The sequence below is a fragment of the Caballeronia sordidicola genome (assembly GCF_000729995.1).
GTDB lineage: Bacteria > Pseudomonadota > Gammaproteobacteria > Burkholderiales > Burkholderiaceae > Caballeronia > Caballeronia sordidicola_A.
In genome coordinates this window covers 17,270-38,547 of the sequence record NZ_JNFG01000009.1, presented here as the reverse complement: position 1 = coordinate 38,547, position 21,278 = coordinate 17,270, and the positions used below count along the sequence as shown (strand labels likewise).

Genomic DNA, 21,278 nt, shown 5'->3' with positions numbered 1-21,278 from the left:
TTTTCCGGGCGACACATGTATCAACAGAGGAAAACAGATATGAACGACATCCATCGCTTCGACTTTCGCAAACGCATACACATGGGCGTCGTCCATCAGGGCACGGTATGGCTCACAGGCCAGGTTGGAACTGCGGGCAAGCCCGCCGCAGAGCAAATGATGGAGGTCCTGCAGAAAGTCGATGCGTTGCTGGCCGAGGCCGGCACCGACAAGACCCGCATCCTCAGCACCACACTGATCCTGACCGATCTGGCCGATTACGACAACGTCAATGCGGTATGGGACCAGTGGGTCGCTAAGGAGCACGCGCCTGCACGCTCGACGTTGCAGGCACAGCTCGCATCGAAAGGGCTATCGGTCGAATTGATCGTCGTAGCAGCAGCTTAAGCATCTACCCAAGCGCTCACCAGGAGCCATCATGACGAGAGAATTCATTGTCCCGCACGGCGTCCACCCCGCGCCGACCTACTCGCACGCGGTCAAGGCCGGCAACGTGATTTATCTGGCGGGCCATGTCGGCCGCAATTCAAACGGCGAGGTTGTGTCCGGCGGTATGGCCGCGCAGACCGCACAAGCGTTCGAGAATCTGAAACTGACGCTTGAAGCGGCGGCCGCGTCGCTCACCGACATCGTCAAGCTGACGATTCACGTCACCGATCTCGGTGCGATGTCCGACGTAAGGGAAGCGCGCAGCCGCTTCCTGAAACCGCCAATGCCAGCCAGCACCGCCGTTGAAGTGGCAAGGCTTGCGCCTGGCGTGCTGATCGAGATCGACGGAATCGCTGTCGTGGACCGTTGACAATGCCAACCGGAGATCACGAGGCATACAGGCGGCTTAAGCCACGCATTGTACGGACCACCTCACGATCAGCGGCGCGGCGCACTTGAAAGATTGATTCGGTTGCTACTTCTGCATTGCATGTTATGGAGCTGTCAGCGTGAACGTATCTGTTCCAAAACTGTTTTATTCCCCGCAGGCATGTTCTCTGGCGCCGCATATTGCGCTGGAAGAGGCGGGCCAAGCATTCGAGCCGTGCCTCGTGTCGCTCGCAGCCGGTGCACAACGCGCGAATGAGTATCTTGCGATCAACCCGAAAGGACGCGTCCCCACATTGATAGACGATGGTTTCGTCGTGACCGAGTGTCCCGCGGTGCTGTTGTATATCGCGCGACGGTACCCCGACGCGAAATTGTGGCCCGACGATCCCCGCGAGGAAGCGAGGTGTGCTGAATGGCTTGCCTGGTGCTCATCGGGATTGCACGAAGCATTTGCGCACATGCGTCGACCCGAGCGTTATGCACACAGCGCTCACGCGAAGCAGGAAGTATCCGAGCAAGGTAGAGCGAGCACCCGTCAAGTGTGGGAGCAGGTCGAAAGGAAACTTGCGGCATCGCCCTTCGAATGGGCCGCAGGCGAGCATTACTCAGTTGCTGATGCCAGCCTCTTTACATTCTGGATCTGGGGGCGGGCCGACAAGCTCAAATATGACATGCCGACAGACTTTCCGTGCTGGACCCAGCATGCTCTACAGATGGGCAAGCGCGCAGCGGTAAGGCGCGCGTTGAAACGCGAGGGTATCGAACTTCCCTGAAATCGGGATTTCGACATCCTTGCGAGGTCGATGATTCTCGTTTGCGAAGCAATTCATTTTTAAATTAACTATTAACTTAGTATTACTAACTCGTTTGGAGACTTACATGAACATCAAGCCTCAAAGGTTGTTGACTTTCAGCGCCGCAGCGCTGTGGTTCATTTCGATGGCAACGAGCGCCAGCGCCGATGAGGTAGTCAAGATCGGTCACGTCGCACCGTTGACCGGTGGCATCGCGCACTTGGGCAAGGATAGTGAAAACGGCGCGCGCCTGGCCATGGAAGAAATCAACGCGAAAGGACTAAAAATCGGCGGCCAGCAAGTCACGCTCGAACTCGACGCACAGGACGATGCGGGTGACCCGCGTACAGCGACTCAGGTGGCGCAAACTCTGGTCGACGACCATGTTGTCGCCGTAGTCGGTCACTTGACGTCCGGCGCCTCGATCCCGGCATCGAAGATCTATAGCGATTCGGGCATCGTTCAGATTTCACCGGGCGCGACGAATCCGGCCTACACGCTACAAGGCTTCAAGACAGCGTACCGCGTTATCGCAACCGATGCACAGCAAGGCCCGGCATTGGCGAACTTCGCGGCCAAGACGCTGAAGGTAAAGAACGTCGCGATTGTCGACGACTCGACGGCCTATGGCCAAGGTCTCGCAAACGAATTCGAAAAGACGGCGAAGTCACTCGGCCTGAACGTGGTCTCGCACGATGCAACCAACGACCACGCCGTGGATTTTCGCGCCATTCTGACGAAGATCAAGGGCGAAAATCCTGACGCGATCATGTACGGCGGCATGGACGCCACCGGCGGCCCGTTCACGAAGCAGGCCAAGCAACTCGGTCTTCGCGCCAAGGTGCTGGGCGGTGACGGACTGTGTACCGAAAAGTTAGCCGACTTGGCTGGCGACGCAAGCGACAACATCGTCTGCTCCGCAGGTGGAGTGGCGCTCGAGAAGATGGTAGGAGGCGAAGTGTTCTCGGCCAAGTATCAGAAACGCTTCGGTTTGCCCGTCCAGATCGTCGCGCCGTTCTCGTATGACGCTGTGTACATCGTCGTAGATGCCATGAAACGCGCTGACTCTACCGATCCGGCAAAGATACTGGCAGTCATGCCGAGCACCAAGTACCACGGCGTGATTGGCGAAACGACATTCGATCCGCACGGGGACCTCCAGCACGGTGTGATTTCGATGTACGACTACAAGGGTGGCAGGAAGACCCTGCTGGACATGGTCAAGCTGTAAGTTCGAGTGGGCGGCCAGGGCATTACTCCATTTTAAAAATCGCTAGATTTGGATACCTAACTAAAATAATGTGCTAACTAACTAGCCTTGGCGCTTTCACAGTCGTTGATTCTGTCGCAAGTCCCGCGTATGCGAAGCAAACCTACCCGCTACGGGTTTCCCTCATTGTTATTGGAGATCATTAAATGAAGAAGTCGCTAATGGCCTGTGCATTCGCCGGCACCTTTGCCGCGCCAGCGTTCGCCCAAAATAGCGTCACGCTGTATGGCATCATCGATGCAGGTATCACCTACACGAACAACTCGGCCGGTCACAGCCTTGTGCAGGCACAAAGCGGCGTCGCCCAAGGCAGCCGTTGGGGCCTGAGGGGTAGCGAGGATCTCGGTGGTGGAACCAAGGTGATCTTCCAGTTGGAGAATGGTTTTAACGTCTTCAACGGACGTCTGGGCCAGGGTGGTCTCGAGTTCGGGCGGCAGGCGTACGTTGGCGTGACCAACAACGCCTGGGGTCAGCTGACATTGGGCCGCCAGTACGACGCGAGCGTAGACATCGTGCAACCAACGACCTTCAATGGTCAGTGGGGCGCGTTGTTCTCGCACCCAAGCGACATCGATAACTCGGATAACGGCTTTCGCGTGAACAACACAGTCAAATACGTGACGCCTACGTGGGCCGGGGTCACTGCCGAAGCGATGTACGCGTTCGGTGGCGTTGCCGGCAACTTCCGGCAGAACAGCACCATTGCCGGTGGTGTTTCGTACGCTAACGGCCCTCTATATCTCGGCGCAGCCTACTTCTACGCGCGCAATCCGGCCCAGCAATTTGCCGATGGCAACTTCCAGTCCAACGGAACCCCGGGCGTATCGAATGGTGAAGGTGCGTTTGGCTACGTCGGCGCGCCGCGCAACATGCAAGTGATCGGCGCAGGTGGTACGTATACCATTGGGCCGGCGCAACTGGGCCTGGCATTCACGAATACCCGGTTCGACGACTCCACCGGTATCGCGGGAAATACGGTCACGTTCAATAACTACGAAGCCTGGGCCAACTATCACCTGACGCCCGCAGCAACGTTGGGTGCCGGCTACACATTTACGGAGGGCAAGGTCGACTTCAACGGCGCAAAGCCGAAGTACAACCAGGTCAATCTGATGGCTGACTATGCGCTGTCAAAGCGTACCGACGTGTACCTGATGGGGGTCTATCAGAAGGCATCCGGTGGTGCCGACGCCGACGTGTACCAAGGGTTTGCGGGCAACGAGTCAAGCACGACGACGCAAGTGGTAGCCCGCATCGGGATGCGACATAAGTTCTAAGCCGATGCAAGACCGGGAGCGGGCGGCATTTGCCTATCCCGGTCCAGCGCCCCCGTGTCGGCTGGCCTCATACGCTCCGAACCTGCGTGTTCGGAGCGCATGCCTCGCGAGCAGGAATCAGGATCTCGTTAGCTCAAGTGGCTGCGAATCTTTTAGCGATTTGCAACCCTCGGCGTGAAACCGCAGTATCCGGATATTGCATCCTCATCATCGTGGCATTCGTGCCAGGCAAAAGGAGCATCAACGTGTCAGTGACTTCCAGGTGGATCGACATTCCGGCCGATGACGGCGGCAGCTTCCAGGGCTATCTCTCCCTGCCCCGGAAGTGCACCGGGCCCGCCGTCATCATCATTCAGGAAATCTTTGGCGTAAACGCGCACATCCGCGCCGTCGCAGACCAGTACGCAGCCGATGGCTACATCGCGCTCGCGCCGGATTTGTTCTGGCGCATTCAACCTCGCATGGAGATCGGCTATGAAGGCGCCGAGCGAGTCAGGGCGAACGCACTTTATGACCAGCTCGATATGAAAAAAGCGGTGGCGGACGTCGGTTCGACCGCAGCCGCATTGCGGACCATGCCCGAGATGATTGGCAAGGTCGCGGCAGTCGGCTTCTGCCTGGGCGGCTGGCTGACTTATGCGGCCGCCGCGCAAGGGACGATTGATATCGGAGTGTCCTATTACGGCGGCGGCATTCTCGGCGCACTCGATCTTGCCGGGACCATCACCGCGCCCATGCAGTTCCATTTCGGCGAACGCGACCAGCACGTTCCAATTTCACTTGCCCACGACCTTCGGAAGAGATTCGCTGGACGCGATGCGGAAATCCATACGTATCCTGAAGCGGACCACGGCTTCAATTGCGCAGAACGGGAGACATACTGTCAGCCGGCATCAGCGCTCGCTCACGGGCGCGCATTGACATTCCTTAGTGAGCATCGGTGAGAGCGCTTTGCCGCCAGGTCCGTCTGCGGCTAAGCGACCAAGCGCTCGTGTGGTCCGAATAGCACGAGTTGCCCGGACCTGCCCCCTTTATCCTTTTCATTGAGACATAGCATGTCCACTCAAGACCGCCCTGTCTGGTTCATCACCGGATGTTCTACCGGCTTCGGCAGAGCCATTGCGCATTGCGTGCTCAATCTCGGCTACCGTGCCATCGTCACCGCCCGAGATCTGACTCACATAGAGGACATCGCTGCAGGCCATGAAGGGCGTGTGCTTTTGCTTTCGTTGGATGTGACCGACCCCGCTCAAATTGCGACCGCTGTAAGAACTGCCGAAGCACAGTTTGGACAGATCGATGTGCTGGTGAACAACGCGGGAATTGGTTATTTCGGCGCCATCGAGGAAAGCGATCACGATGAGGTGCGTCGCATGTTCGAGACAAATTTCTGGGGCTTGGCGAATGTGACGCGGGCGGTTTTGCCCGCCATGCGCCAACGCAGGCGAGGATACATAGTCAACATGTCATCAATGGGTGGCGTACGCGGCGCCGCGGGAGTGGGCTACTACAACGCAACGAAGTTCGCCGTCGAAGGCTTTTCGGAGGCGTTGAGTCATGAGGTCACTCCACTTGGCATCAAAGTCCTCCTGGTAGAGCCAAGTGGCTTTCGTACCGACTGGGCCGGGAGATCAGCTAGCGAAGCCGCGAGCATAATCGAGGACTACGCCGGCACAGCCGGCGCTCGCCGAGAACAGATTCGGGCCGGCAGTGGCCGGCAGGTGGGGGACCCTGCACGCGCAGCGGCGGCTATCGTCCACGCTGTTGAATCACCGGCGCCACCAATGCGGCTGCTGCTAGGAAAGACCGCAGTGTCCGCGGTTCGAGGCAAAATCGACTTGCTACGGGCCGACCTGGAAACCTGGGCCGAAGTCAGTGAATCCGCAGACTATCCGGGAACGTAGAACACTCTGGCTTGCTGGTAGATCATGCGTTCCTTCTTGCCTGACACGATGCTCGCGACGGCGATCGAAGCGGACAGCGCGGAATCCAATGAGACTACGTCCGATGACACCCAATGGTACGCCAATCGTCGGCAAGTCTCTGCATCGCAATTTCTTCTTTAACCTTGGCCATGGACACCTCGGTTGGACATGGTGCTGCGGCACCGCACGGCTAGCCACTGGCATAATGCTAGGAAATCCAATGGAAATCGACATAACGGGTTTGACCTATCGCTGACGTGATTGGATTGTCGTGTCGTCGGGAGGTGCGCCCTTTCGGCGGACGGTGTATTTAGGCTTGCATACTCAAATCCGATATCGCGTCTCTGGGACAGAAACCCGTCCCAGCAGGAAATATCGTCGACATTCTGTCAACGGGTCCTACGGGCCGGAGAGGTCGGTACCCCCCCAACACGGACTATCCCGTTGCACCGCGTCGGCTCGCTCGTTTAGCAGAAGCTGTGCCGGTCCCAGTGAGTTCAACTGCTGGAAGAGCGCGTGCTGTGTCACGCAGTAACGTGCGCAACCAAGAGATCGCGGGATCACGTTCTTGATATTTGTGCCACTGAACCTTTTCCACGAACTTCGGTATTTTGATTGGACACGCCAGGATTCGTAGCGGCAATCGTTGCGCCATTTTCAAGGCGAGTCGCGTCGGCAGCGTGGCAATTCTCGATGTACCGACGAGGAGTTCCGGGACTAGCGTGAAGGTCGGCGAGATGACGTCCTGGCGACGGACTCGCGTCCCGGTGGAGATCATTAGCGCATCATAGGTCACTCGCCGGCCGCCTGCCCATTCCACGCCCACATGCGCCGATTCAAAATACTGGTCGACGGTGACCGTGCTGCCTTTCATCGGATGGTCGGCACACACCAGACACGAGAACGTATCTTCAAATAACCGCTCCGCTGGGTGTCCGGGAACCGTATTGAATTCAGGGGCAATGAGTAGCTCGACCTCACCACCCTCCAGATGTTCCGGCGACTGTGGACTGAGGGCGCGGAGATCGAACTGCATCAGTGGGGCGAGCTTCGCCGCCTGTCTCACCACTTCGGAAAGAAAGACGCTGATCACGTAATCGGACGACTCTATCGTGAATCGCCGTGTAGAGGTTGCCGGATCGAATGTCGGTCTTGCCCTCGTGATGGTCTGAACCTGCAACAACACGTCCCTGACGGGCTTGATCAGTTCTGTTGCCAGCGGCGTCAGAATCTGGGTCTTCCCTACCGGCACCAGCAGTTCATCTTCGAAATACTCGCGCAAGCGGGCCAGAGAGCAGCTCGTTGCGGGCTGACTGAGAAATAGCCGCTCGGCCGCGCGGCCGACGCTGCGTGTGGACAGGATGGCGTCGAGCACAACGAGTTGATTGAGATCCAGTTTGTTGAAGCGCATTTTCGTGTGACCTTTACAGAATAAATGACATACATTTAAACAATAAATTTTGTAAATGTCTCGCGAAATCTATAATCGACTCAACAAATAGCAGCCGTTCGAGGCGCTCAAAACATTTCCGGAGACGTGCCATGCCCCTTCCTCTCACGAGATCCGCTTCGGTCATCACGCGGATCGGCGGCTTCCCAGCAGGCTTCGATTGACCCCTCGGAGCGCCTGTCGTGCCCACGAAGCGTATTGAAGCGCGCTGGCGTCGGTATTAGCTGGCACATGCGCGATCGCATTCTGGACCGCCATGATGCTTTGCCGCAATTTTCTTCGATGAAAACAAGATCATTTGTCAGGATAACTATATATATCTATTTAAGGAAGCACCTTTACCCAGTCGAGTTTGACTCGCTCCGGTCTGCTCGGGACGGGCACTGGCTATAGAACCAACGCTGGCAGGAGCGGCAGCTCGTATCAGATCACCTGTCCTACGCGGTGCCGTTCTGGACGATATCGGACAGGCAAACGCTTGATACGGATATGTCCGCGTTCTTTCGACCTAGCCAAAATGCAATTCCGAACAACGGTAGAAGTACGTCGTTCGCAAGATTCGTATCCTGAAGTCAGACAGGGTGAATACGCTCACGCTGTGGTCCAAGTATGACCTGCTTGCTGATCTTGTTCCTTTCACGTCCGAACGCAACACCGGAGCGAACCGTCGGCAACTCACCGCCGCCAATGAGGTTCCACCGTGCTCGGAGTTTCCGGGATCGCGGTACAGAATTCCTGTCCACAAAGTAGATGGAGAAACACGATGCAGTGGGATGTGATAGTTGTCGGTGGTGGACCGTCAGGCCTCACGGTCGCCGCGGAACTGGCAGGAAGAGGCGTCAGGACGCTGGTGCTCGAGCGTCGTACCGAAGGAGTCCAGTCGCGCGCCGGCACAATCCTGCCGCGCGTGCTGGAGTTGTTCGATGCACGCGGCATCGCGAACAGGTTCATTGAAAAGACGCGCAAGATCGCCGATTACCCGTTTCGTCCGTCCCACATCTGGGCCGGGTTCCATCCGATCGAATGGAAGTATCTGGAAACGCGCTTTGGTTTCACGCTGGGCCTACCACAGAACATGACCGAAGAAATTCTGTGGGACTGGGCGGCGGAATGCGGCGTTGAGGTGCAACGCGGCGCCGAAGCTCGGGAGGTCCGTCAACATGCAGACAGTGTCGAGGTCGACGTGGTCGATACCTCCGGTGCTATCTCGACGCTGCGCGCGCTTTACCTGATCGGCGCCGACGGAGGCCGCAGTACCGTACGCTCGAAAATCGGTCTGCCGTTCGACGGCCGCTCGGGCACCTTTCGCGGCATCGTGATCGATGCTGAACTGAAGGCGCCCTGGCCCGGTGGACGGATCAACATCGATAACGGAATGGGCTGGGTACGCGGTTACACGTTTGGCGAAGGGATTACCCGGTTCAATATTGTGCACCGTGATCGTCGCCATGCGCCGAAGGACGAGCCCGTCACACTGGAGGAGGCGCTCCAGTGTATTCGCGACGTGCACGGGACCGACTATGGCATTGAGGGATACCGTTGGGCATCGCGTTTCGACGACCAGATGCGTGCGGTCCCAAGCCTGCGCCAAGGACGTGCTTTCCTGGTCGGCGAATCCTCGCGTATTCATTACCCTGCGAGCGGCGTGGGAATGAATTTCTGTCTGCAGGACGCCTTCAATCTCGGCTGGAAACTCGCCAACGTCATTAACGGCGTGGCCGACGCGGCCACTCTCGACACGTATGACACGGAACGTCTCCCGGTCATGCGCGCGCTGCTCGACAGCGTGAAGGCGCAGTGTGCGTTGCAGTTCAATTTCGAGCCGGAGGCAGTGACCCTCAAGCGCCGGATGCAGGAGCACATCGTTGCGCAGCCCGATGTGCAACGCAGGCTGGTGCTGGAACTATGCGGCCTGGAAGCGCCCTACCCGCGCGATGCCGATAGCCACCCGCTGACCGGTCTGCGCTGTCCCGACTTCGATCTGCTGTTGCTCGACGGGCGTTCCGTCGCGGTGACGGAAACCCTTCGGTGCCGGCACTTCGTACTGATCGATCTCGAGGGCTTCAGCCGCCAGTTCGAGGCACTCGATGTGTCCGGACTGCCCGTCACGGTGTTGCAGGCTCGCGCCGCACATGTTCCCGCATCGATGGACAGCGTGAAGGCACTACTGGTGCGACCGGACGGCTACGTGGCGTGGGCCAGTACGACGGTGACGGGTGCCGGCGAAGCCCGGGCGCAAATCGGCAAATGGCTGAAGGGATGACATTGTGAGCGAGCGACGCATTCTCCTGACTGGCGGCCGGGTTCTAAGCACGGATACGGCCATCGGCGACCTTCCCAAGGGCGACATCCTGGTCGAGGGCAAAGGCATCGCGGCGCCGCCTATCGCCGCCCACGATGCCAGGCGTGTCGATGCGATCGGCACCGGGGTCCTGCGAGCCCGTCCGGACAACGCGGATACGGTCTTTGTTGCTGGACGCGCCATCAAGCGCCATGGCCGCATTCTCAATGTCGATGTGCACGGGCTGCGGCAACGCGCTTGCTTCCCAACAGTACATTCCCGAACTGCAATGAGCAACGCTGCGACACCACTCCCACTCGATCCCGAACTGGCCGCCGTTGTGTCGGCCATGCGCGTCGCTAACGCACCGCCGCCATTTTCCGGCACCCCCGCGCAAGCCCGCGAGCGAATGCGATGCGCCATCATGGCAGCGCGGGAACGTTTTCCGTTGCCCATCGTTGGCGCTGTCGAAGATGCCCTCGCCGTGTTCGACGGCGCTCATGTTCCGGTGCGGGTCTATCGCCCGCAAGAGGCACAAACGGGGTTGCCGACGGTAGTGTTCTTCCACGGTGGTGGATTCGTCCTCGGTAGCGTCGAACTGATGGATGACATCGCGCGCAAGCTCTGTCGCGACATGCACGCTGTCGTCGTATCTGTCGACTATCGGCTGGCGCCCGAACATCCGTTTCCCGCCGCGCACGATGACGCGTTGACGGCCACGCTATGGGCCATCCGCAACGTGTCGGTGCTGGGAGGCGATGAATCACGCGTGGCGGTGGCAGGCGAAAGTGCAGGTGGCAACCTCGCCGCCTCGACCGCCCTGACCCTGCGGGACCGCAAGGAGCGTCTCGCGGCACAACTGCTGGTGGTGCCTGGCGTCGACCTGGCTCGGGACACCTTACGGATCGAAGCGAAACGGAGCGACTTCCCGATGCTGTCGCCCGCGGATCTGCGTGATATCTCGCGGCTCTACATGGGATCGAACTCAGCGCAAGCCGGCATGTTTCCGCCCTCCCCTTTGCACGCCACGGCTTTCAGCGGATTGCCGCCTGCGGTGTTGGCGATTGCCGGACAAGACCCGCTCTGCGAAGAGGGACTGGCCTATGCGGCACGCCTCGACGCCGCTGGCGTTCCCGTGGAGGTGCTCCGGTTCGAAGACATGTTCCATCCGTTCCTGGGTTTCTTCGAGGTATCGGTGTCGGCCCGTCGAGCCAACGACGAGATCTGCCGTGCCTTTGCCGCGTTGTTGCAGCGTCGGCCAGCGGCGCTGGATTCATTGAAATCTTCTGAGGAGTAAACGCAATGAGACTGATCGCTTTCATCGCCGACGACGGCAAGCCCGCGTTGGGTGTGCGCATCCACGATGAAGTCGTGGACATCACGGCACTCGGTTTACCGTCCACGCTGGATGAGTTGCTGTGCCGTGGCGAGAGCGGAATGCGTGCTGCCGTGGAAGCTTCGGCAGCCGCCACGGTGCGCCGTCCTCTCGCAGGCTTACGCCTGCTGCCACCGGTCCAGAATCCCTCCAAGGCCTTCGCCATCGGGCTGAACTACGCTGACCACGCGAAGGAGAGCAAGTTCGAGCCGCCCAGTCATCCGGTCATTTTTCAGCGCTTTCCCAGCTCGTGGGTCGCACACGGTGAGGCGATCGTGCGGCCCAAGGTGTCGACCCAGTTCGACTATGAGGCCGAGTTCGTGGCGGTGATCGGCAAAGGTGGCCGCTACATCTCGAAGGACAAGGCGCTCGAGCACGTCGCGGGCTATTCGCTGTTCAACGACGGCTCGATACGCGACTTCCAGTTTCGTTCGGGCCAGTGGCTGTGGGGCAAGAACTTCGACCGGAGCGGAAGCTTCGGCCCCGAGTTCGTCACGGCAGACGAACTGCCCTCTGGCGCCACGGGCTTGAGGCTGCAGTGCCGCTTAAACGGCGAAGTCATGCAGGACGCCAACACCCGCGACATGATCTTCGACGTGGCCACGCTCGTCGCTGCTTGTTCCGAGGGGATGGCCCTCGTGCCCGGCGACATCATCATCACCGGCACGCCTTCAGGCGTCGGCCTCGCGCGCAAGCCACCGATCTGGATGAAGGCCGGGGACCTCTGCGAAATCGAGCTCGAGGGCGTCGGTGTGCTGAGCAACCGCGTCGTCGACGAGACCTGATCCCCGAGCACCATCCCGCCGAGCCAGCGACGCAAAAGTAGATTCAAAATAAAAAAATCCAGGAGACGTGTGTGTTGAAAGAGATCTTGTTAGGCGCAATGGCCTGCACAACCCTTTGTACTTCGGCTGCCTACGCGCAATCCTCAGTCACGCTATACAGCATCATCGACCTCGGAGTGCGCTACGTCGACAACCAAGGTCTCGGGTCCGTCACGAGCCTCAGCAGCGGCGGTGTCCGGACCAGCCGGTTAGGATTGCGCGGCCGTGAGGATCTCGGGGGTAGCATGTCCGCGGGCCTCAAGCTCGAGACTGTCATGTTCCCCAATACGGGAGCGGCACGGTCGGCGACGGTGCCCGGCCAGTTTTGGAGCCGAGACGCCTATCTAGAATTGGGCCATAAGGACTACGGCACGCTGCGCATGGGTTACGACCTGAATCCGACCTACGTGGCGTGGTTCGAAAACGATCCGTGGTTGAACATTGGCATGGGCAGCTCAGGGGTCCTGTACGATACTTCGCAAAACGGTCCCTTGCGAACGGCCTTCGGCACGGTCGGCAAGAACGAAACCACGGCCATCTACACCCGTAATATGGTGAAGTACTTCACCCCCGCGACAGGCGGCTTCTCGGGCGCGGTCAGCATCTCCGTCCGTGAGGGCAACACGACGACATCCGGTGCTGCACAACAGACATTGGTGCGCCTTGTCTACAAGAGGAGCGTTTTCAGGTGGCCGTTTCACAGGCAAGAACCGATGCGTTGCCGGCGGGCGGCATGATCACGCGCTTTATCGATTCCGCTGCGACGACCGCCTACGACTTCGGCATGGCACATCACCTCTGAGAGGCACGCGTGGGCAAGCGATCGCCGGACGATTTTCTCGAATTCTGTTCATCATCAATCGAGGTAAATGCATGGATCCCATTCAACAACTGCTTGCCAAGCAGGAGATTGCCGAAGTGCTATATCGCCACGCGCGCGCAGGCGATCGGTCCGATGCCGAACTGGCGCACGCGTGCTATCACGCCGGCGCGACCGAGCGACATGGCGAATTCGATGGGCTGGCTGCCAAGGTCATCGACGCGTTGTCGTCCACCCGGCCCAAGCCCGGATCACCGACCGAAGGCATGGTCCACGCCGTGACCAACATCCTCACGGAGTTCGACGATGACTTGCATGCGTTCGTCGAGTCCTATTACGTGGCCTGGTGCCAGATGACGGACGGCGTCGACGCGACGATCGGTGGCCGCTATCTCGACAAGTTCGAGAAGCGCGATGGCCGTTGGGCGATCGTACACCGGGACGTGATCTTCGACTGGAGCCGGGCGGAGCCGGAAACAGCCAAGTTCTGGGAGGAACATCCGGCCGCCCCGCACCTGTATGGAAAGCTCGGCGAAAGCGACCCCCTCTACATCTACACCCATCGTGGCCCTGAGGGCACGCACTCACCCGGGAAGATCGCATCATGAACACTTCGCAATTCCCTGATATTCGCCGCGTAGTCACCGGACACGATGAAAATGGCAAGGCAATCGTCAGTTCCGACGGACCGCTGACCACCGTCGTCGAACTGGCAGCAATTCCGGGCACGCTGTTCCACGAGGTCTGGAGCACGAGCGGTGCGCCAGCGCCTATCGACAACGGCAGCGATCCCACCATCGGACCATTGCTGCTTGCGCCGCCCCGCATGGGGACGCGATTTCGCTTTGTCGATGTGCCGGTCGACACGCCGGAATTTCTTGCCCACGGCGCGAAGAAGATGAGCGCCGCCTTCGGCCAGACCGGCGATGCGTCGGCGTCGACCGTCACGGCCGACTCTCCGCACCCGCTCATGCACCGAACGCAAACGGTCGACTACGGCGTGGTCATCGAAGGCGAGATCACGCTCATCCTCGACGATTCGGACGTGACGTTGGCCGCTGGCAGCGTCGTGATTCAGCGGGGCACGAATCACGCGTGGGCCAATCGATCCGGCCGGCCGTGCCGCCTCCTCTTCGTGCTGACGGACGGTGCGCTGGATCCGGCCATCGCCGCCGCCATAGGTCGGCGCTGAGCCGCTTCGGAGGCTGTCGTGAATCATCAAAGTGTGATCAATCTGCAGACGCGCCGAGAGAATGCCGTCGGTGTGCATTCCGTCGACTGCGTCGTCTTCACGGTGCCGGAACTGGGCGAGGCAGAACGCTTCTATACGGCCTTCGGGCTCGACGTGCGGCGCGTCGGCGAGCGGTTGGACGTGTACACGCACGGCGGTCAGCACTGCTGGATGTCGGTCTACGCGTCGAGGCAGCCCAAGCAGTTGCAATACCTGCGTATGGGCATCTACGCCAGCGATCTCGATGCGATGCAGGAGCGTATCGCATCACGAGGCATCGGCACCGCGGCGCACCACCTGTCGGATGGCGGCGGGCTCTGGCTTTGCACGCCAGACGGCGTACCCCTGCAGATCGTCGTCGCCGACAAGGTATCGCCGAGCGAGAAGTGCCGGCCGCTTGCAGCCCGTCAGGTCAGCCCATGCCAAGGCGCGGCGCCGGCCCGGAGTCAGGTGCCGCAGGTTCGGCCGCGCACGCTGTCTCATGTGCTGCTCTTCACCCCCGACGTCGTGCGCATGCTCAGGTTCTCGGAGGAGGTCCTGGGCCTGCGGCTCTCCGACCGGTCCGGCGATGGCATCGCATTCATACACGGACCGCACGGCAGCGACCATCATCTCATCGCTTTCGCCAGGTCGGACGCGCCCGGGCTGCACCACACCAGTTGGGACGTGGGTAGCGTCGACGAAGTCGGAAGCGGTAGCGAGCAAATGCGCACCGCAGGCTATGCCCGTGGGTGGGGTGTGGGGCGCCACGTGCTGGGGTCGAACTATTTCTTTTACGTCCGGGACCCGTGGGGCAGCTACGCCGAGTACTCGTTCGATATCGACTTCATACCGCATGACCTTGAATGGCCCGCGGCCGACCACCCCCCGGAGGATTCGTTTTACGTCTGGGGGCCGGAAGTCCCCAATGACTTCGTTACGAACTTCGAACAGGCTACGCCGATGCTTTCATCTGATCGTCAACGTCACGGGCACGACGTTTAAATAAATAATCTACAGCAACCATCTTGCATGGGATCGGAGTATTCGCTAAAGCGCTAACTCCAATCGACACAGGAGACAAATGAATGACCACCCTACATGAGTTTCGCCATCATTGGCGGACCCTGGCCGGATGCACCATCGCCGCCGCGACCGGCACGATCGGCCTCTATGCCTACACGAGTGGCGCATTTGTTCACACGCTGACCGACGTGGGTTTCACGCGGGATCAGCTGGCACAAGCCACTTTGATCCTGTCGGCCAGCGTCGCGGTTTGTGCACCGATCGCAGGTGCCATGATGGATCGTTTCGGCGCGTTTCGCGTCGTCGCCTTCTCGATATTCGGGGAGGCACTCGCGTTCGCGCTCCTTAGCACCGTACCGGTTGATTACAGTGTCTACGCCGGGTGCATCGCGCTGCTCGCAGTTCTCGGTGTCGGTACGACGCCGCCGGGATTTGCACGGATGGTGACGGCGCGTTTCGATCGCGCTCGTGGCCTGGCCCTGGGCATCATGATCAGCGGGCTCGGCCTGATGGCGATCACCGGGCCGATCTGGGCCACATGGGCGATCGGGTATCTGGGATGGCGTGGTGGCTATCGGGTGATGGCCGCGCTGGTCGTCATCCTTGGTGGCAGCGGCCTGTTGCTCATCCGCAGTGATCGTGGCGACTCAGGGGCGGCCCAAGGCGGCTCCAGAAGGGCCGGCGGTGACTTCTCGGCGTTTCGCCGCCCGCTCTTCTGGATCATGTTGCTCGGTTTTCTTATGCCTCCCTTCTTCAGCGGCGGCTATCTGCTTCACCTGATCATTCTGTTGCGTGAGCGGGGTTTCACACCCGCAGGTGCAGCACAAGTCCAGTCCCTGATCGGTCTGGCGGTACTCACCGGTCGTCTCGGCTCGGGTGTTGCGTTGGACCGCTTCGCCGCACCCCGTGTTGCTGCATTCGCCTTTGCGATTTCCGGCATGGGCTGTGCGTTGCTGATTCAGTCCAATCCGGCATTGATAGCGATTGCGGCCTTCGGTATCGGCCTGACGATCGGAGCCGAACTGGACATCATGGCCTATTGCATCTCGCGTTACTTTGGCCTGGCGAGCTTTGGGAAACTCTACGGCCTAGCCTACGGCTGCCTCGTTCTCTCGGCCGGTGCGAGCCCCGTGATGATCAGCCGGATTGCCGATGGAGGCAGCTATTCCACCGCCCTGGGGGTATCCACCGTCGGAACCCTTGCTGGCGCAGCGATCCTGCTCATGATGCCGGACCCGCGTCGCTACGCGAAAGCACAAACCGAAACCCTGACTGAAATCAAAGTCCTCGCGGAGCCGCGCAAATGAACGAAGCACTCGAACACTATCTGGTAAAGCGGGAAATCATCGACTTGCTCCATGCGCGGGCGCGTGGTGCCGATCGCTACGATTCCGTTCTGATGAAGGGCTGCCATCCCGAGGACGGCACGGACAATCACGGCACTTACCAGGGGCCCATGCACGGTTTCATCGACGGCCTTGAAGTCGCCCGGCTCAAAGGCCCCGAATGCTTCGGCAAGCTCCACATCATTGGGAATGCGCTGTTCGAATTTCTCGACAATGGCGATGTCTTTGTCGAGAGCTACCACGTGGCTCACGAGACCTATGCAGAAGGCGATGGACGCGTCTTCTTCCACATCGGCGGACGCTATCTCGACACCTTCCGCTGTTGCGACGGGCGCTGGCTGATACAGCACCGGGACATCGTCTATGACTGGTCGCGCGTGATGCCCGCCACGCAGCCGTTTGGGGACTCGCAGACCCAGCCGGTTGCACTGATGGGCAACCGCACGCCGGGAGACCCGCTCTATGTGCTCGGCGGCGCTGTGCGCGGCCGCTTGCCGAGTGTGGCCGGTGTGCCGGATCCGTCGGATAGATCGAGTACGGAAGCTGTCCAGCAACTGCTCGACAAGCAGGAAATAGCAGAAGTCCTGTACCGCCGCGCCCGCGCCGGCGACCGTGCGGATGCGGAACTGGCTCACGGCTGCTATCACCCGGGTGCGACCGAGAGGCACGGGATGTTCGATGGCCTCGCCACCGAGTTCATCGACGTCGTCTCGTTCACGCGCCCGAAACCCGGCTCGCCGATCAAGGGCATGATGCACTTCATCAGCAACATCCTGTGCGAGTTTGGCGATGCCGAACACGCCTTCGTCGAGACGTATCACATCGCCTGGTGTCAGATGACGGACGGCATGGACGCCACCATCGTTGGCCGGTATCTGGACAAGTTCGAGAAGCGCGAAGGCCGCTGGGCCATCGTTCATCGCGACGTGATCTTCGATGCGAGCCGTATGGATCCGGAAACCTTCAAGTACTGGGAAAAGTATCCGGCCGCGAAGTTCCTGCGTGGTCAACGCGGCGCAAATGATCCGCTCTATGGTTATATCGGCCGGGGCGGCTGATATGTCATAAACCCGTCGACGCGCATGCGTATGGGTCCAATGTTTTGGTAAGGTAAGTCAGTTGGAGGTCGCGAATTCGTCGAGTCGCTTGATGCAAGGTGAGCACAAGCGTATTCAAATGTGACCTTCGCATTTTGTTTCCGATTGGCGGCTTTTGCACAGTTTTTCTGTCGTTCTCGAATTGCACTATGAACGACGGCTTCGGCCGACTTTCTGCCACCCGGCGGGACGAAGTTGTACTTGGCTGTCGTGCAGAAAGAAAACTGGCGCAGGTTTGAGCGGAGTATGGACAGCGGACTCGGTAAGCGCGAATTTCTATCATAAGCCGCAGCGTTGTATAGATTTGCCGGATTATTCGGATTTTTCACAGTCCGCGGTAATTTTGGATACCGAAACGATTCTGACGTCGCGACGATGCTATCTGGAGACGTTATCCGACGTCCCCGGTGAAACCCGAAGCGATCGAAGATAGTGCAGTAGCTGTACGGCTCGTGTATGAAAAACGATTACTTTTAGTAGTGCGATTCTTCTGATGGAAGCTCGTGCCTATCGTGTCCGCTTCTCATGCACACCTCGTTGCATGAAATGTTTTTTAGTAAATCTCAATAAATCAATATCCACTCAAGGAGACTAGTCATGAAGAATTTTAAAGCCGCAGTCTTGCCCTGCGTTGTTCTTTCGACAACCATCGTGCCGGGTGTCTGCCACGCGCAAAGCAGCGTGACGCTCTATGGCGTCATCGATACGGCCATAGGTTTTGTGACCAACGCTGGTGGGACCACGAGCACCAACCGGGTGGGGTTTCTCAATAACAATATTCAAACAAGTGGCTGGGGCGTGAAGGGGACAGAAGCGCTTGGCGGAGATCTGAGTGCCATATTCAATCTTCAGAGTAGCATCAACCCGAGCACGGGGAGCATGTCCCCGTCGGGCGTCGAGTTTGGCCATCAAGCCTACGTAGGACTGTCCAGCGCTCGGTATGGAACGCTGACGGTCGGTCGACAATACGACCCCGTCACGGAATTACTGGGACCGCTGACCGCCGATATCTACTTCGGCGCGTTTTTCGCAACAGTCGGCAATGTCGATAACTATGACGCCGTCCTGCGTATCAACAACTCGATAAAGTACGTCAGTCCGACTTTCGCAGGCCTTCAGTTCCAAGCAATGGCCGCGCTCAACGGCATAGCCGGATCGGTTTCGGCAGGCGGGTTCTACGGTCTTGCCGCCTCTTACACGAACGGTGGGTTCTCTGTGGCCGGCGGTTACTCTATCAGCAAAGTCGAGAACACCGCAGCGCTGGTCAACGGCGCTCCCTCGATGACTGCGTCGACCAGCGCTGACAATCTTCTATATAACAACCCTGTGGTCCAGTTTGAAGGCATTACGTCCAATGAGATTGGACGGATCGGCGCGAACTACGTGTTTGGTTCCTGGATCGTAGGTGCAGCATATAGCAACTCGAAGTTCCATCAGTTCGGTTCCAACGCGACCCTAACGTTTAATAGCGGCTCGGGATTTCTCCACTACGCGGTGAATCCGGCGCTCTTCCTGGCCGCCGGCTACAACTATACGAAAGCAACGGGCGAAGGCGCATCGGCAAGCTACAACCAGGTATCCCTCGGGGCGGATTACCTCCTCTCCAAGAGAACCGATATCTACCTAAGCGCGGTCTATCAGAGAGCCAGCGGCAACACGCTCAGTAACCAGGACAATCTGGTGCCGGCAACGGCCTCGGTGAGTGACGAAGGCTTCTACGGTACGAGTCGCGAGCAGGCGCTCGCGGTGGTCGGGATACGTCACCGGTTCTAGAGGGTTCTGTCGCGCTAAGGAGGCAGGGCAACGTCCCAACTCAAACCGAGAAGACCGAGCCCATTTCGTTGAACCCCTTAAGCTCGATCGGATTTCCGGACGGGTCCAGGAAGAACATGGTGGCTTGCTCCCCGGGCTCTCCCGCGAAACGAATGCTCGGTTCAAGAACGAACGAAACATGATGCTTCCTTAGCCGCTCCGCGAGAACGTGCCACTCCTGCATGGGAAGAATCGCCCCGAAGTGAGGCATCGGCACCCTATGCGAACCGACCTCCCCTGTATTCGAGGTTTGAAACGGCTGACCAAGATGAAGTGACAATTGGTGTCCAAAAAAATCTATGTCAACCCAGGTCGCTGTGCTTCGCCCTTCGGTGCATCCAATGACGTTGCAGTAAAATTCTCGTGACGCGTTGAGATCGACCACGTGAAATGCGAAATGAAATGGCAATGGCATTAGTGCCCCCCTATCTGGATGATTAACTCAGGTTTTGGCTACTTCAGACCGTTCGGCAAAACACACTAGGTTTCCTGAAGCGCACGGATGAATAGCTGCGGGTCAACGTTTCCGCCTGACGCTATTACTACGGCGCTTCTGCCTCGTAACATTTCAGGGTTAGCCAGCAGACTTGCCAGCCCGACCGCTCCTCCTGGTTCAACGACGACGCGGAACTCATCGAAAACAAGTCGCATCGCCCTAAGTACGTTACTTTCGTTCGACGATTCGAACGAGCCGGTCTTTTACACGATGTACCCGATTGTGATCGGTGTGATGATGCCGGCGAGATTGCCTGCGAAACTCACTACGCTCCCGGTCATCCCGACGAGATTGTGTGGGGCAATTTCCGACACCACCACCCAGTTTGTCGATGACATCCCCTGTGCAAAAAATGCGAAGCACAATATAACAATCACCAGGAGGTTCGAACTGGTGAAATTCGCCAGCACGATTGCACCGGTCAGCAGCAGCCCGATGACCATCGGCGCCTTGCGCGCAAAATTCACGCTGATGCCACGCCCGATCATCCAGTCGCCCCACCAGCCGCCAAACATCACGCCGACAGCTGCGGCTAGATAGGGGCCGATCGATGCAGCACCCGCGTGCAGCATGGTCATGCCTCGTGCCTGAATCAGGTAAGTCGGAAACCAGGTCAGAAAGAAATAGAGCGTGGTGGTCGCCGCAAACTTCCCAATGCATACGCCCCATATCTGACGAAAAGTGACCAGCTTGCGAAAATGGTCCCAGCGAAACGGCTCGCCCTTCGCGGGACTGCTGACAACACCGCCCCCCTCGCGAATGTAGGCAAGCTCCTCCTTGTTTGCCCGCCGGCTACCACTCGGTTCCCGATAAGCAATAAACCAGACGATCGCCCAGACAAGACCCAGTGCGCCGGACAGCAAAAACACGGCGCGCCACCCGAACGACGATGCGACGATGAACTCGACGGGCGTAAGGAAAGCCGAGCCCAGGTAGACACCCATCGAGCAGACACTGCCCGCCACCCCGCGTTCCTTCTGCGGGAACCACGCCGTAACAAGCTTGTTGTTGGCGGGGAATGCCGGCGCCTCCGCGGCGCCGACGCCCAGGCGCAGGCCGAAGAGCGACGTGAACCCGCCCGCAAGAGACAGGACGGCAGTCATGAGCGACCAGCCAGCCAGGCACACGCCGTAGGTTATTTTTGTGCCAAAACGATCGAGGAAGTAGCCGCCAGGCAACGTCGCGACAGCGAATGCCCAGGAGAACGCGGAGAAGAGGAAACCCATCGCCACGGGACTAATCGCAAACTCTTTCGAAATGAGTGGCGCGACAATGGACATATTCGTGCGGTCGAGGTAATTCACGATCGTCCCGACAAACACCAACCCAAGCATCAACCAACGCACGTTGGTCTTTCGTTTTGTCGCAGCAATGCCAATCGGTATCGCACTGACGATTAGATTCTCCTTCACGACGCGTCTCCTATTATTTATGGCTCTTCGTCTCTTCCGATACA

21 protein-coding genes are annotated in these 21,278 nt (G+C 59.1%); 18 read left to right on the top strand and 3 right to left on the bottom strand.

The features are described from left to right. Positions 1-39: 39 nt before the first annotated feature. The 8 genes from FH08_RS0109630 to FH08_RS51740 all read left to right on the top strand — a co-directional run bounded on the left by FH08_RS0109630 (position 40) and on the right by FH08_RS51740 (position 6,341). Positions 40-387 carry a RidA family protein gene (locus FH08_RS0109630; RefSeq protein WP_031358123.1) on the top strand — a complete coding sequence of 116 codons (348 nt, stop codon included), beginning with the start codon at positions 40-42 and terminating at the stop codon, positions 385-387. Positions 388-418: 31 nt separating this feature from the next. Next, positions 419-799, top strand: coding sequence for a RidA family protein (locus FH08_RS0109625; protein ID WP_035565803.1), 381 nt, complete (start codon positions 419-421; stop codon positions 797-799). 139 nt (positions 800-938) lie between these two features. Next, positions 939-1,592, top strand: a complete 654-nt coding sequence (locus tag FH08_RS0109620) for a glutathione S-transferase family protein (RefSeq protein ID WP_031358121.1) — start codon at positions 939-941, stop codon at positions 1,590-1,592. A 106-nt stretch (positions 1,593-1,698) separates the two neighbouring features. Continuing rightward, complete coding sequence (locus FH08_RS0109615) at positions 1,699-2,844, top strand: branched-chain amino acid ABC transporter substrate-binding protein (RefSeq protein WP_031358120.1); 1,146 nt, start codon at positions 1,699-1,701, stop codon at positions 2,842-2,844. A 185-nt stretch (positions 2,845-3,029) separates the two neighbouring features. Continuing rightward, on the top strand, positions 3,030-4,160 hold the full coding sequence (locus FH08_RS0109610) for a porin (protein WP_031358119.1): 1,131 nt from the start codon (positions 3,030-3,032) through the stop codon (positions 4,158-4,160). Between the two features lie 245 nt (positions 4,161-4,405). Continuing rightward, positions 4,406-5,104: a dienelactone hydrolase family protein gene (locus tag FH08_RS0109605; protein ID WP_031358118.1), complete on the top strand. Its 699-nt coding sequence runs from the start codon at positions 4,406-4,408 to the stop codon at positions 5,102-5,104. Positions 5,105-5,215: 111 nt separating this feature from the next. Continuing rightward, positions 5,216-6,064, top strand: a complete 849-nt coding sequence (locus FH08_RS0109600) for an oxidoreductase (protein ID WP_031358117.1) — start codon at positions 5,216-5,218, stop codon at positions 6,062-6,064. Further along, entirely contained in the window at positions 6,036-6,341 is a 306-nt protein-coding gene (locus FH08_RS51740) for an FAD-dependent oxidoreductase (RefSeq protein ID WP_075583311.1), read from the top strand. Before FH08_RS0109600 ends, FH08_RS51740 begins: the two co-directional genes overlap by 29 nt. 180 nt (positions 6,342-6,521) lie before the next feature. Here the strand turns inward: FH08_RS51740 and FH08_RS0109590 are convergent, their stop codons facing one another. Continuing rightward, entirely contained in the window at positions 6,522-7,496 is a 975-nt protein-coding gene (locus tag FH08_RS0109590) for a LysR family transcriptional regulator (protein WP_031358116.1), read from the bottom strand. A 739-nt stretch (positions 7,497-8,235) separates the two neighbouring features. Here FH08_RS0109590 and FH08_RS0109585 point away from each other — a divergent pair. The 10 genes from FH08_RS0109585 to FH08_RS0109530 all read left to right on the top strand — a co-directional run bounded on the left by FH08_RS0109585 (position 8,236) and on the right by FH08_RS0109530 (position 19,287). Then, positions 8,236-9,798 carry an FAD-dependent oxidoreductase gene (locus FH08_RS0109585; RefSeq protein WP_268810824.1) on the top strand — a complete coding sequence of 521 codons (1,563 nt, stop codon included), beginning with the start codon at positions 8,236-8,238 and terminating at the stop codon, positions 9,796-9,798. Between the two features lie 4 nt (positions 9,799-9,802). After that, positions 9,803-11,113 carry an alpha/beta hydrolase gene (locus FH08_RS0109575; protein WP_235210318.1) on the top strand — a complete coding sequence of 437 codons (1,311 nt, stop codon included), beginning with the start codon at positions 9,803-9,805 and terminating at the stop codon, positions 11,111-11,113. Between the two features lie 5 nt (positions 11,114-11,118). Beyond that, positions 11,119-11,976: a fumarylacetoacetate hydrolase family protein gene (locus FH08_RS0109570; RefSeq protein WP_031358112.1), complete on the top strand. Its 858-nt coding sequence runs from the start codon at positions 11,119-11,121 to the stop codon at positions 11,974-11,976. A 71-nt stretch (positions 11,977-12,047) separates the two neighbouring features. Next, positions 12,048-12,752: a porin gene (locus FH08_RS49375; RefSeq protein WP_051888032.1), complete on the top strand. Its 705-nt coding sequence runs from the start codon at positions 12,048-12,050 to the stop codon at positions 12,750-12,752. Between the two features lie 136 nt (positions 12,753-12,888). Continuing rightward, the gene (locus FH08_RS0109555) at positions 12,889-13,443 is read left to right on the top strand and encodes a nuclear transport factor 2 family protein (RefSeq protein WP_051888030.1); all 555 of its coding nucleotides are present in this window, start codon (positions 12,889-12,891) and stop codon (positions 13,441-13,443) included. Beyond that, positions 13,440-14,027: a cupin domain-containing protein gene (locus FH08_RS0109550; protein WP_031358109.1), complete on the top strand. Its 588-nt coding sequence runs from the start codon at positions 13,440-13,442 to the stop codon at positions 14,025-14,027. Before FH08_RS0109555 ends, FH08_RS0109550 begins: the two co-directional genes overlap by 4 nt. Positions 14,028-14,045: 18 nt before the next feature. Further along, positions 14,046-15,050, top strand: coding sequence for a VOC family protein (locus FH08_RS0109545; protein ID WP_235210317.1), 1,005 nt, complete (start codon positions 14,046-14,048; stop codon positions 15,048-15,050). A gap of 83 nt (positions 15,051-15,133) precedes the next feature. Continuing rightward, positions 15,134-16,378 (top strand): MFS transporter, encoded by a 1,245-nt coding sequence (locus FH08_RS0109540; RefSeq protein ID WP_031358107.1) that lies wholly within the window; start codon positions 15,134-15,136, stop codon positions 16,376-16,378. Beyond that, positions 16,375-17,475, top strand: coding sequence for a nuclear transport factor 2 family protein (locus FH08_RS49370; protein WP_051888029.1), 1,101 nt, complete (start codon positions 16,375-16,377; stop codon positions 17,473-17,475). The genes FH08_RS0109540 and FH08_RS49370 overlap by 4 nt, the downstream gene beginning before the upstream one ends. Before the next feature lie 636 nt (positions 17,476-18,111). Further along, positions 18,112-19,287: a porin gene (locus FH08_RS0109530; RefSeq protein ID WP_031358105.1), complete on the top strand. Its 1,176-nt coding sequence runs from the start codon at positions 18,112-18,114 to the stop codon at positions 19,285-19,287. 40 nt (positions 19,288-19,327) lie between these two features. Here the strand turns inward: FH08_RS0109530 and FH08_RS0109525 are convergent, their stop codons facing one another. Continuing rightward, positions 19,328-19,741, bottom strand: a complete 414-nt coding sequence (locus FH08_RS0109525; protein ID WP_031358104.1) for a VOC family protein — start codon at positions 19,739-19,741, stop codon at positions 19,328-19,330. A gap of 284 nt (positions 19,742-20,025) precedes the next feature. After that, on the bottom strand, positions 20,026-21,234 hold the full coding sequence (locus tag FH08_RS0109520) for an MFS transporter (RefSeq protein ID WP_051888027.1): 1,209 nt from the start codon (positions 21,232-21,234) through the stop codon (positions 20,026-20,028). Positions 21,235-21,278 lie beyond the last annotated feature (44 nt).